Annotated in this window: 12 protein-coding genes and 1 riboswitch; of the genes, 7 read left to right on the plus strand and 5 right to left on the minus strand. The window is 45.6% G+C overall.

Annotated elements, in window-relative coordinates:
- Positions 1-2 precede the first annotated feature (2 nt).
- Complete coding sequence (locus tag MKY98_RS20215) at positions 3-1,124, minus strand: glycosyltransferase (RefSeq protein ID WP_029518373.1); 1,122 nt, start codon at positions 1,122-1,124, stop codon at positions 3-5.
- Positions 1,125-1,521: 397 nt separating this feature from the next.
- On the opposite strand from MKY98_RS20215, the gene MKY98_RS20220 reads away from it, so the two are divergent.
- The 6 genes from MKY98_RS20220 to thiE all read left to right on the plus strand — a co-directional run bounded on the left by MKY98_RS20220 (position 1,522) and on the right by thiE (position 7,804).
- Positions 1,522-3,243: an NAD-dependent malic enzyme gene (locus MKY98_RS20220; RefSeq protein WP_069011046.1), complete on the plus strand. Its 1,722-nt coding sequence runs from the start codon at positions 1,522-1,524 to the stop codon at positions 3,241-3,243.
- A gap of 73 nt (positions 3,244-3,316) precedes the next feature.
- Positions 3,317-4,270, plus strand: coding sequence for an AEC family transporter (locus MKY98_RS20225; RefSeq protein WP_029518371.1), 954 nt, complete (start codon positions 3,317-3,319; stop codon positions 4,268-4,270).
- A gap of 178 nt (positions 4,271-4,448) precedes the next feature.
- Positions 4,449-4,551, plus strand: a riboswitch (TPP riboswitch).
- 136 nt (positions 4,552-4,687) lie between these two features.
- The gene (gene tenA / locus MKY98_RS20230; RefSeq protein WP_029518370.1) at positions 4,688-5,377 is read left to right on the plus strand and encodes a thiaminase II; all 690 of its coding nucleotides are present in this window, start codon (positions 4,688-4,690) and stop codon (positions 5,375-5,377) included.
- A 71-nt stretch (positions 5,378-5,448) separates the two neighbouring features.
- Positions 5,449-6,294, plus strand: a complete 846-nt coding sequence (gene thiM, locus MKY98_RS20235) for a hydroxyethylthiazole kinase (protein ID WP_039272594.1) — start codon at positions 5,449-5,451, stop codon at positions 6,292-6,294.
- Entirely contained in the window at positions 6,291-7,121 is an 831-nt protein-coding gene (thiD, locus tag MKY98_RS20240; protein ID WP_069011045.1) for a bifunctional hydroxymethylpyrimidine kinase/phosphomethylpyrimidine kinase, read from the plus strand. Before thiM ends, thiD begins: the two co-directional genes overlap by 4 nt.
- Positions 7,118-7,804 carry a thiamine phosphate synthase gene (gene thiE, locus MKY98_RS20245; RefSeq protein WP_069011044.1) on the plus strand — a complete coding sequence of 229 codons (687 nt, stop codon included), beginning with the start codon at positions 7,118-7,120 and terminating at the stop codon, positions 7,802-7,804. The genes thiD and thiE overlap by 4 nt, the downstream gene beginning before the upstream one ends.
- Before the next feature lie 261 nt (positions 7,805-8,065).
- Here the strand turns inward: thiE and MKY98_RS20250 are convergent, their stop codons facing one another.
- The 4 genes from MKY98_RS20250 to MKY98_RS20265 all read right to left on the minus strand — a co-directional run bounded on the left by MKY98_RS20250 (position 8,066) and on the right by MKY98_RS20265 (position 11,326).
- Positions 8,066-8,263, minus strand: coding sequence for an XRE family transcriptional regulator (locus MKY98_RS20250; RefSeq protein WP_370682681.1), 198 nt, complete (start codon positions 8,261-8,263; stop codon positions 8,066-8,068).
- A gap of 61 nt (positions 8,264-8,324) precedes the next feature.
- Positions 8,325-8,486 (minus strand): aspartyl-phosphate phosphatase Spo0E family protein, encoded by a 162-nt coding sequence (locus MKY98_RS20255; RefSeq protein ID WP_176715706.1) that lies wholly within the window; start codon positions 8,484-8,486, stop codon positions 8,325-8,327.
- A gap of 230 nt (positions 8,487-8,716) precedes the next feature.
- A complete protein-coding gene (locus tag MKY98_RS20260) occupies positions 8,717-10,111 on the minus strand; it encodes a helix-turn-helix domain-containing protein (protein ID WP_141695476.1) in 1,395 nt (464 codons plus the stop codon).
- 240 nt (positions 10,112-10,351) lie between these two features.
- On the minus strand, positions 10,352-11,326 hold the full coding sequence (locus MKY98_RS20265; protein ID WP_069011042.1) for a LacI family DNA-binding transcriptional regulator: 975 nt from the start codon (positions 11,324-11,326) through the stop codon (positions 10,352-10,354).
- Positions 11,327-11,512: 186 nt separating this feature from the next.
- On the opposite strand from MKY98_RS20265, the gene MKY98_RS20270 reads away from it, so the two are divergent.
- On the plus strand, positions 11,513-12,856 hold the full coding sequence (locus tag MKY98_RS20270; RefSeq protein WP_069011041.1) for a 6-phospho-beta-glucosidase: 1,344 nt from the start codon (positions 11,513-11,515) through the stop codon (positions 12,854-12,856).
- Positions 12,857-12,862: the final 6 nt, after the last annotated feature.

Genomic DNA, 12,862 nt, shown 5'->3' on the forward strand with positions numbered 1-12,862 from the left:
TGTTATCTCACCCGCCGATCCAGTCGCCAAATATCAATGATAGAGCGTAAAAAACGAATGGAATCCTTCCAGACATGGATGTGCGATCCATCGCGGTCAATACATTTGACGGGTAATTGCAGCACACGAAGCTGGAGTCGCTTGGCAATAAACATCATTTCTAGATCCAGCGCCAATCCGAGCTGTTCCTTTAAATGCGGAAACATCCGTTTCACTGCAACCGAACTCATCACTTTAAGCCCAGTCTGGGAATCCACCACACCTGTGGGTAAAAAAGGACGGGAAATGACCCGCTTACCAAAGCTGACAACAGATCGCAATAAAGACCGATTCTCGGCGGTCATATCCTTGGTTCCGATCACGACATCATAATAGCCCTGCTGAACAACATTAATCATTCTGGCAATATCCTCAATAAAAAAAGAGTCGTCCGCGTCCACAAATACGTAGTAATCCGCACCAATGGTCCGCATCCCTTCCAGATACGTCCCTGCCTTACGTGTATTGCGTCCCAATTCCCTTGTTTGAAGCAGCGGACTAAGATTCTGATTAATCCGGTTTACGGACAAGTCCGTTGCTGCCTCCAGCGCTTTAATCAAGGCATGGGTGCCATCGTGGCTGCCATCATCAATGAGATAAATCGAACCTTCAATAATATGGCTGCGGATAAAGGCTTGCAGTCGTTCAGCAAAGGTTTTGACATGAACAAAACGTTGCTCTTCGTTATATACAGACAAGATAAATGCAATATGTTGGCTTTTGGTCGAATACTCGGGATAGAGCAAGCTTTGTATTTCCGAAAGCATTTCTTCGGTGTCATTGGCTTGCCAAAATAGCAGCCGCAAACGGCCTACTCCGGTGATTTGCACCATATGCTGATCACTGAACGGAAATGTTACATCCGTCACCAGTAACAATGGCATTTGCGGAAATTGGCTGCGGATCTGATTGGCTTTCCGCACCGCCTCCCCCGGCTCCCTATAATCAATCAAGCAGCAACATGCGTTCTCGTAGACTGAAGCTGCCTCCGTGTCCTTGCACTGTATATATTGGTAAAAACAAATTACATTGGGATAATCAATAGCCCTGTCATTATCGCTAAAAATGGCTATAGGTCCCTGCACACAAACCTCTCCTTTTCCCCCGAATAGTTCTATTTTGTTGAAAAAGAATTAAGAATGTTTGTTTATAGGGATTAAATTAATGTCCAAATACTTCATATTTTCTTAACAAAATAGCTGACACTCCATGATATATAAGAGAATAAGAGAAGAAAAACTGATTTTCATATTTGATAAAAACAGAGTATTTAGACCTGATTCATTAGAACCAAAATCCTTAGTATTAGTTAGCGAATCCATATCGAAAGTTGGTCCTTTTAGATCAATAGAAAGAAATGAATATGGTTATTTTGTCATATATAAATAAACGAATAAAACAAATTGGCACGTCCATACTATGGATAACATGTCATCTTTCGTTATGAATAGTTATGTAAATGAACAGAAGGAAGGTCTTTCTATGGAAGCATTTTATGTCAATCGCGATGGGTCATTATCTACTCCTTTACGGGGGAAGGATGTGTTGGCAAATCCCCTTTTGAACAAAGGCGTTGCTTTTACAGAAGAAGAACGCAAAGAACTGGGTTTGGATGGAATCCTTCCTCCAACCGTCCTTTCATTGGAGAAACAGAGCGTACGAGCATATCAGCAATTTCTGGCACAACCTACCATGCTACGTAAAAATGCTTCTCTCAACGACCTCCACAACCGAAATGTCGTCCTCTACTATCGGCTACTAACCGATCATTTAAGTGAAATGCTACCCGTAGTCTATACACCGACCGTCGGAACCGCGATTCAAGAATATAGTCACGAGTACAACCGCCCTGGGGGCGTATATTTGTCGATAGATAACCCGAACGGTATTGGACAAGCGTTTTATAATTCCGGTTTGAGTGGTGAAGATGTGGATCTGATCGTCGTAACGGATTCCGAAAGTATTTTGGGGATTGGGGACTGGGGTGTCGGGGGGATTAACATTGCTATTGGCAAACTTGCAGTGTATACGGCTGCGGCAGGCATTCATCCCGGGCGGGTGCTGCCCATTGTACTGGATGTAGGTACGAATAATGAAAAGTTGCTGAATGATCCACTGTACATCGGAAACCGCCATAAACGGGTTCGCGGAGAAGCCTATAACCAGTTTATTGATACTTTTATCAGCAAAACGTTAGCACAATTCCCGAAGGCGCTTTTACATTGGGAAGATGTGGGTAGCGTAAATGCACGCCATATTATAGGAAAATACGGTCAAAGTATACTCACCTTCAACGATGATATACAAGGTACAGGAGCGGTGACCTTGGCTGCAATTCTTTCGGCGGTGGGTGTCACCAAGACTCCGCTGCGTGAGCAAAAGGTACTTGTCTTCGGCCCAGGAGCAGCAGGGATCGGTAACGCTGACCAAATTCGGGGCGCTATGATCGAGGACGGCCTTTCCGCGGAAGATTCATTCAAGTCCTTTTGGGCCTTTGATTACCGTGGGCTGTTAACGGACGATATGGAAGATGTACTGGAATATCAGAAACCGTATGTACGTAAAAAAGAGGAAGTCAGCTCATGGACGCGGTCGGATGACGGCAAAATACCGCTGCTGGAGGTCATCCGTCAGGTGAAGCCTACCATATTAATCGGAACTTCTGGAGTAGCCGGTGCCTTTTCTGAAGAGATCATCAAAGAGATGGCGAAGCATGTAGAACGCCCGATCATTATGCCCATGTCCAATCCTACAAATCTTGCAGAAGCTACACCTGAGGATCTAATACGGTGGACCGATGGCAAGGCATTAATTGCTACCGGAAGCCCCTTTGACCCCGTCACTTATAACGGTACGAAATTTGAAATTGGACAGGCGAACAATGCCTTTGTGTTCCCGGGACTGGGTCTGGGTGCGATTGTGGTTAAAGCCAAAAGGATTACCCCTGCGATGTTTACAGCCGCAGCAGATGCCGTTGCCAATGGCGTAGATTCGAATAAGCCTGGCGGTGCGTTGCTCCCTCATATCCAAAAATTACGTGATGTTTCGTACGTTGTTGCGGTTGCGGTAGCGAAAGCAGCGATTCAGGATCAGGTAGCTCAGGCACACATTTCAAATGTTGAACAAGCTATACGGGATGCAATGTGGAAACCCGAATATGTCAAGGTCAAAGCAGTGGAAAGTGTAATTCATCACCCTCACTAATGCTCCATTTAGGAAAGGGATTGCCTTGTTCAGACAGGCAGAATACGTCAGTTCAAGCAAGGAGAATCAATCTATGAGTGTCGGACATATCTTGTACATTTTGGTGCCGATTTTTTTCGTTATTATTTTAGGGTGGTTAGCGGGGCATTACAAAAGCTTTGATGCCTCTTCCTCCAAGACCCTAAATGCGCTCGTTACCAAATTTGCACTACCTGCGCATCTATTCATCGGTATTACGACAACGGACAGGAAAGCGCTCATCGAGCAATGGCCATTCCTGCTGGCCCTGTTCATTGGCATTGTCGGCTTTTTTACCGTTCTCCTTCTACTGTCCCGCTTTGCGGGGAAGCAGTCGGTCAAGGATGCCGCCATGTTTGCTTTGAACTCGGCACAGCCGACCTTTGCTTTTATGGGCATTCCTGTGCTTGGAGCCATCTACGGTTCCGCTGCTGTCGCCATTCCGATTGCGCTTACCGGGATCGTAGTCAATGCCGTCCTTGACCCGGCGGCTACCATTATAGCTACCGTAGCCAGCAGGAATTCAGGCAAAGAACGGAACGGTCACCTCGGAAGGTTAATCTGGGACTCCATTCTTCATGGATTAAAAGAACCGCTGGCGCTGGTTCCACTGATTGGTGTAATTTTGACCTTGTTCGGCTTCCATTCACCGGATTTGTTGAACAAATCGTTGAATCAAATCGGAGACATTACGTCCGGGGCCGCTTTATTCGCTGTCGGAGTGACCATTGGCGTACGCAACATTAGTTTTAGTGTAAGTGCCTTTGCCATCGCACTGTTAAAAACAATTGTACAGCCTTTATTAATGCTGCTGATCGCCTACCTGTGCGGTCTGTCGTCTGCAGATACTGTGAAGGCAGTTCTGCTCGTTTCCTTCCCGGGTTCAGCAGTCGCTGCTATGATCGCCACCCGTTTTGAAAGCCTGGAATCAGAAACAGCCTCCTCCTTTGTCATCAGTGCTGTCATATCGCTCGTTACACTCCCAGTACTGATTTCTCTATTGGTATAAATGCTGATTATTTAGACATTGGAGCCTGCCGCGAATTCCTTCGTGTATACGGAACTGATCTTCTCCAGCGCCTTTTTCCCTCTCGGAAGCGAACTTCAGCTCTGTCGTTTGGCCCTTGACCAGATAGACATGTTTGACATAGCGTATGAACGTATGTACAGTAATAGTCAAAAGAATAGAAGTCCACTAGGGGAGCCGCTATGGCTGAGACAAGAACGTATCTTGGACCCTTTGAACCTGATCTAGTTCGTACTAGCGTAGGAAAGTGGAGCCTTCGTATATAAGGTTTCAAGCGTTTTTTGCGTATTGGGCCTATTGTTGAAGCCGCTCCATTTTTCTGGGGCGGCTTTTTAGCGTTGTTCCGGAATTATATTCTTACAGGACTTCTTGCTCTTCAATTTTATGGAGGTGGCGAAATTGAGTTTTACACAAGAACTCCGTCGGCAGGCGGACGGCATTTTTCAAGCGATTTTTGAGCATCCCTTTGTGAGAGGTATTGCTGAAGGAAGTTTGACAAGGGGACAGCTGATTCACTATGTAAAACAGGACTTTGAATATTTGAACGCCTACATGCGGATATACGGCATCGCAATCTCCAAATGCACGAATCGGGAGGACATGGATGTATTTAATGAACAAATCTCTTTTATTCTCCACAGCGAGGTTCATCCGCATCAAAATTTCTGTGCTGTCGCAGGGGTGACCTATGAAGAATTGCAGGGATATCCGCTCGCTCCGTCGGCTCATCACTATATCCGGCACATGCTGACGGTTGCGCATGAGGGCAACCTGGGCGAGATCTTGGCTGTGCTGCTGCCATGTATGTGGACGTATGCCGAGATTGGCCGCAGGCTGCTAGATGAAGTAAAGCCGGATAAGTCCCATCCGTTCTATGAATGGATTGGCTTTTATGGAGACCAGCTTGATGATACAACACTCAAGTTCCGAGAACGTGTAGATGCTTGGGCGGAAGGGGCAACGGCTGCTGAGCGGGAGCGGATGATTGAGCATTTTATACTGAGCTGCCAGCTGGAATATAAGTTCTGGGACATGGCTTATAAGCAGGAAGAATGGCCGGTCCAGATGCAGGCAGCGGTCTTGGAATAGTCAGCCTGTCAATTCGATGAGTGAAGTACGGTTAATGTCCTGTTAAACCACCAACTATAGAGAGGATAATCATGATGAGTACATGGGAAAAAAGTTATTCGGATCTCCTAACGAAGGTACAAAATAGCAAACCCCTCGTTCACAATATCACCAATGTGGTAGTCACCAACTTTACCGCCAACGGCCTGTATGCATTGGGTGCCTCCCCAGTGATGGCCTATGCACCCGAGGAAGTAGCAGACATGGCAAAAATAGCGGGAGCCGTCGTATTAAACATCGGTACGCTGAACCGCGAACTGGTGGATGCCATGATCATTGCTGGACAATCAGCAAATGCACACGGTGTTCCAGTCCTGCTAGATCCGGTCGGTGCGGGAGCAACGAGCTTTAGAACCGAGTCTGCACTGCGAATCCTGAATGAAGTCAAAATCTCCTTGGTACGAGGCAACGCGGCCGAAGTCGCGCATCTTGTTGGAGAAGCGCGTGAGATTAAAGGCGTAGATGCTGGTGACAGTGCTGACAGCGGCCATGTCGATCTGGCAATTCGGGCTGCTCGAGTGCTCAATACAATGGTTGTCATCACTGGAAAAGAAGACGTCATCACCGATGGGGCCGAAGCACGAATGATAAGCGGCGGAGACGTACTGCTCACGAAGGTAACCGGAGCAGGCTGCCTGCTGACCTCTGTGTTAGGTGCCTTTGCAGCTGTTGAACCCAACCTGCTGCTCGCAGGTACAGCAGGCTTGGCATTTTACAGTGCAGCAGCTTCCCGAGCCGCAGCACGTACCGCAGAGCTAGGGCCAGGCAGCTTCCAGATTGCCTTTCTCGACGAGCTCGCCAAACTACATACTGGTTCGCTAGAGGGGCATGTCACGATCCGTGAAGCTGGAACAACTACAGCAGGTGGTGCGCGATGACAGACACTCGTGTACCCAGAGCACTGACGATTGCCGGCTCAGACAGTGGCGGCGGGGCCGGAATTCAAGCCGATCTCAAAACCTTTCAAGAGCTTGGCGTATACGGCATGTCAGCTATTACGGCCATTACTGTACAGAACACCTTAGGGGTCCACGGCGTATATCCGCTGCCACAGGAAGCAACAGCGGAACAGATCGAAGCTGTAGGATTAGACCTTGGAGTGGATGCCCTGAAGACTGGCATGCTGTTTAATGCGGGTATCATCCGTCTTGTGAGTGAGCAGATCCGAAAGTTCGGCTGGAAAAAGGTCGTCGTCGATCCCGTGATGATTGCGAAGGGGGGCGCTGAACTGCTGCAATTGGAAGCGGTGCAGGCTTTGAAGGACGAACTGCTCCCCTTGGCCCTGGTCGTTACACCGAATATCCCGGAGGCGGAAGCCCTGACAGGGATCAGCATCCGTACGATGGAGGATCGCCGCGAGGCTGCAAGACATATTAGCAGTATGGGATCAGAATTCGTTGTGATCAAGGGTGGCCACGCTGACGAGAGCGAGAGCAGCGAACAGATTGTTGACCTGCTCTTTGACGGAACCGCCTTTACAGAGCTGAGCGGCAAGCGAGTACGGACTGTCCATACACACGGAACTGGGTGCACCTTCTCGGCAGCGATTACCGCGGAATTAGGGAAAGGGATGTCTGTACCGGAGGCTATCTCGAATGGCAAAGCCTTCATCCAGGCGGCGATTGAGGAATCTTTGCAGCTTGGACAGGGACATGGGCCCACCAATCATTGGGCCTTCCGTCGTCGTCAGGAGATGCTTCTATGAGCGGCAGAATGTTGTCAGAGGTGGTGCGCCGCCAGCTACAGATGTACCTGGTGCTTGGAAGCGTGAATTGCCTAGCGGAACCAGGCTGGGTCGTGCAGGAGGCTCTGGCTGGCGGGGCAACCATGGTCCAGTTCCGGGAAAAAGGCCATGGCGCATTAACGGGTATCCCTATGTTCGAACTTGCGCGCCAGCTACAGGAACTGTGCCGCCACGATGGTGTCCCCTTCATCATCAATGACGATGTGGAGCTGGCTCTTGAAATCGATGCTGACGGTGTTCACATCGGTCAGGACGATGAATCTGCCGAAACCGTCCGCGAGCGAATCGGAAATCGAATTCTAGGCGTCTCTGCCCATACCATTGAGGAAGCACGTCGAGCCATTCTGCAAGGTGCTGATTATCTCGGCGTCGGGCCAATCTATCCCACCCTCTCGAAGGATGATGCCCATGCTGTACATGGGCCAGCAATTTTATATGAGATGCGTAAAGCGGGAATTGATGTGCCAATTGTTGGGATCGGAGGTATTACAGTCGACCGTGTTGAGGAAGTCGCACGTGCAGGTGCAGATGGTGTAGCGGTGATTTCAGCCGTGACACAGACAAAGCAGGTTAGAGGTACGGTCAAGGAATTAAAGAAAAAGGTAGTGCTAGGCATCAAAAATCGAGGGATGTATGGATCATAGCAAATTGTTTCGATTGACTAAATAATTTCTCGTTTCATACCCAGCAGAAGACGATATGATTAATCAGATCGTCTTCTTAGGTTGTCGAGACTTTATATAAGACCAGTATTATAACCGATACGATCGTAGAACTGATTATGTTTATGATCTTATTCGGAATTATCCTATTTTTATTTATCTCAAAAGAAACACGATGGCATAAGTCGCTTTTAATTAATACTTATGTTCAGACAGAGTCGTTTCAAAAATAGAAATAATACATTATTCTTCAATTCCGAGCAATTCGGATACTTGTTTTCTGTATCTTGTAGCCTTGCGTGTCCCATGAATGAGATTTGACAATCTGGAAGCTGGAATATGATATGTACTACAAAAAGTTTTCTGATCCATTCTTTTCTCGAGCAGTTTTTGCTTGATCTCCCATCCAAAAGGGGTTACAGAATTTCGATGATTCAACATCACTACCTCCAAGTTTTAGTTTTTGGAATCATGTATTACGCAACATGTAATACACCAGAGCTTAATGATTCGATCTGCATGTTTGGTAATGATTCAACAGGTAATCCAACCTTTTAGATTGCTCAATTACTTTGGGGTGTGTTAAAAATCCATACTTTTTCTGGACTTGGTACAGTTTCCTCCTAGCTCTCTCGACACGAAGTAAAGTCACACCTTGGTTCATCAGTATGATCCCCTCCTCTATGTCACATTTTAGAATAAAAAGACGTTTTTTGGTTTTTCGGATGATGCGCCTAACAAAAAGAGAATATCACAAAAGTTTTCATAAATAAGGGCGTCCCTAAAATATGCAAAAAACCTCCGTTTCCACTAATAAAGTGGAGCAGAGGCTCTAGTTTCTATTAATAATATTTACATACAGGATTTTAATCCTACATGAATAAAAGGATACTACTACCAATAATAAAACGATCTTTCTCTTTGCCCTTCGCTCACTAAACTTTCGTACTTCATATGAGCCTTAACATCTGCAAACGCTTTAAACTTCTCAAATAGTCTTATGCACCTAATGAAAAAAGCTTCTTTATTAATGGTTAATGATTTAGATAAAACGTCTAGCAAGTATTTAAAGCCATGCGAGTAGCTACCTCTATTCAAGTAATATTTAGCAAGTTCATATTTAAAAAGCGTTATGTGTTCTGGTACGACTTGATGTGTGTACATATCAGTAGATGCTGGATCAAAAGAATTAAACTCCACTTCAAAACGTGAGAGTACATCATCAACATCTATTGCATATCGGTTAGCCGCTATTATAATGTTCAACAGCTTTGAGAGCTTTTCATCTTCGTTAGTAATTGATGTGGCTACAATATATTCAACATAATCTGGAAGCACACTGGTATCCCCAGACAGAAGTTTATTTACAAAGATATTACCTACTGCCCAATGCTCGAACAAGTTGATCCAGTGTCGGGTTTCCTCGTCCGTCTCAATCACCCAATCTAAATTTGCGTAGGCGTATGTAAACTGTAAAGCTTGCTGATAATTGCCTTGGGCTTCACAGACACTAGCACACAGTAAATCAGCATAGGTAATGTAAACAAATATGGGACGACTTAGCCTCATATAAGACTCCTCACTCTTTTGCTTCTTCTGCCGTTGTTTCATAGAATAATAAATTTCCGCTTTATGTCTCATTTTTTGAGCTGTTTCATAAAGCATATCCCACTCGTGTAATGAACGATACACATTCGCTAGATCCTTCAACGCATCAAGTTGATCTATTTCATCCAGACGTTCGACAAAGGGCTCAAATCGAGTAGCCGCCTTGAGATTTCGGATCTGATCGTTCCCTACCTGAATCGTAAACAGACGATACTGACAGATAGCCAAGCGTTCAGAGTGCTGGTACTTCTCGCCTTCCGCAATCCCCTCATAGAGTAACAAAGCAGCATTACGCTGACCTTGTGCGAATAACTTTTCTGCCGCATCGAATAGCTTCGGGGAATAAAGGAGGTTGTCCATGATATGGGCCACTACAAGCTGGATCGCATGTAACTTGTCCAGTTCCGCACAGCGAAATAACAACGGCTCAATTCGCCGCCAATCTGGGGAACGCTCAATGATATAATTATCTATGTATAGTTCGTAAAAAAAACCTTCCGGTAATCCCATGGCTAGCGTGATTCGATCCAACTGATGTATAGCAACAGGACGATGCTTAGTAATCCAATTATTAAGTGTTCTTTGATGAACACCTGAATGTTCGGAAAATTGCGCCAAAGTCAAATTGTTTTGTTTTAAAAAATTCTCAAACTTATCTAAGATCGTAGGTGTATGTCCCAAGTCATAACCACCTTTCATATAAAAATACCAAATTTTTATAATCTCATCTCAAATTATTGTCCAAATTTTAACATACGTCAATGAGCATTAGTCAATATCCACATTATTAGTACCCCTTAAAAAGGTGAAAATACCACATTAATTCATATATTCATTAGCATTTAAATATTTGTAACAATGGATGGGTGAACACCTCCATCATTTTCATTGAGAAGCTTTGATACACAACCCTTTCAGAATTCAGGTGGTCGCTCGCTCTACTAATTTGAATTCCAGATGATGTATCGTTTCTTCCAGCCCTTCGAGGGCATTTCGAATCATAATGAACGCATTCTCAGCTTGCTTGTCTATCGGGTAATGAATCGTAGTTAAATCAAGCAAATGCGAGATTTCGGTGTTATCAAAGCCTACTACTGCAAAATCACTCGGTACAGAAACACCTAGCCTACGCGCTTCAGTCAAAAGACCTGCTGCCAAATAATCGGTAGAACAGGCGAAGGCGTCCGGCCTGTCTGTTGGTGCTCGTTCTGCCCACCAATGAGCTATTTGTTCACCAGCTTCTATTGAATTTAAATCATAAAAATGCGGGAAGGCCTCAGCGTCCAAATCATATTTTTCGCAAAAGTCATGATAAGCTCGAATGCGTTCTTTTGTATTTAACCCCCGCATGCTGCCGTACACATTCACCATTTTCCGATATCCTCGGGTGTACAAATGTTCCAATGCCAGCGTATAGCCCTGATACTGATCCATAAATACAGACGGGATTGCCTCAATGTTTACACGCTGCCAGGTCACAATCGGACCATATTTTGTATAATGCTCAATCACACTCCACTCATTAACGCGAATCATACAGACCAAAGCGTCCAGTTGCTTTCTCCGCAACATTTCCAGCGCTTCAAGCTCCTGTTCCTTCTCCCCATTGGTAATAAACAGCGCTATATTAAAGCCATGCTCCTGGGCATACATTGTAAATCCGCGCACAAATAAACCCAATGAATCATTAAAAGAAAGTGAAATAATCCCTATGAGCTTGGTCATCCCTTTTTTTAAAGATACCGCATTGAGATTAGGAACATAATCCAGTCGATCTATGACCTCCTGCACACGCTGTCTTGTCGGTTCACTTACGTACGGATGGTTGTTAATGACACGGGACACCGTAGCCGAGGATACCCCCGCCAGCTTTGCAATTTCATGAATATTCGCCATTTTTCTCACCTCATTCTTTCTATTTTAGCATGTTCGTGTTTAGCATGTTCGTAGTGTCCGCCCTATAATTGTCACCTTCCCAAAATAAGTTTTTTAAAAGCGCTTGACCTGTAATGCATTACAGGGATTACAGTGAATTTGTGCTTAAGAAAGCGGTTTACAAAACATACTTAGGAGGCACTAACTATGAAAAAAGGCATAAAGATTGCAACCATTGGCGGAGGCTCCAGCTATACACCAGAACTAGTAGAAGGCTTCATCAAACGTTATGCAGAGCTTCCCATTCGGGAATTGTGGCTGGTAGATATTGAGGCAGGTCGTGAAAAACTGGAGATCGTAGGCGCCATGGCCAAACGGATGGTAAAAGCCGCAGGCATTGATTGTGAGGTACATTTGACCCTGGATCGCCGGGAAGCGTTGAAGGACGCTGATTTTGTAACGACCCAATTTCGGGTAGGCTTGCTGGAAGCGCGGATTAAGGATGAAAGTATTCCGTTAAAGCACGGCATAATCGGTCAGGAAACTAATGGGGCCGGTGGGATGTTCAAAGCTTTTCGTACCATCCCTGTTATCCTCAGTATCGTCGAAGATATGAAAGAACTGTGTCCGAATGCATGGTTAATTAATTTTACCAACCCTGCGGGTATGGTCACCGAAGCCGTGCTTCGTTATGGTCAGTGGGATAAAGTCATCGGATTATGTAATGTTCCAATCGGCGCGATCAAGAGTGCATCGGTTGTGCTGGACAAACCGGAAGAAGAGCTATTCTTTAAATTTGCAGGCATTAACCACCTTCATTGGCACAAAGTTTATGACAAAACAGGGGTCGAATTAACAGAGCAAGTTATTGAAGGACTGTACGCTCCGGGCGCAAAGCCAGAGAAAGTCGTAGAAAATATTAAGAACATGCGCTTTCTGTATGATCAAGTTCGTCAATTGAAAATGCTGCCTTGTCCTTACCATCGGTATTACTATATGACGGATAACATGCTCAAGGAAGAATTAGAGGAAGCCAAAAACGAAGGAACTCGGGGCCAAGTGGTCAAACGTCTGGAAGAAAGTCTGTTTGAATTGTATAAAGATCCGAATCTGGATTACAAACCAGAGGAACTATCCAAACGCGGCGGTGCGCATTACAGCGATGCAGCCTGTGAGATCATTAATTCCATTTATAACAACAAAGGCACATTGATGGTGGTTAGTACACGTAACAATGGTGCGATTGATGATGTTCCCTATGATAGCGCCATCGAAGTGACCAGTGTCATTCGCGCTCATGGTGCCGAACCTGTCAACTTTGGCAAATTTCCACCTGCACAGCGGGGCTTGCTGCAAGTGATGAAGGCAATGGAAGAGCTGACGATAGAAGCGGCGGTCACCGGTGACTATGCAACCGCACTGCAAGCCTTCACCCTGAATCCGCTCGTACCAAGCGGGGACATTGCTCAAACCGTGCTGGATGAATTACTAGAAGCACACAAAGAGCATCTACCTCAATTCTTTGCTCATAAGGAGAAGGCAACGGTATAAAAAGGG

Source organism: Paenibacillus sp. FSL M8-0228, assembly GCF_038007385.1.
GTDB classification, from domain to species: domain Bacteria; phylum Bacillota; class Bacilli; order Paenibacillales; family Paenibacillaceae; genus Paenibacillus; species Paenibacillus polymyxa_D.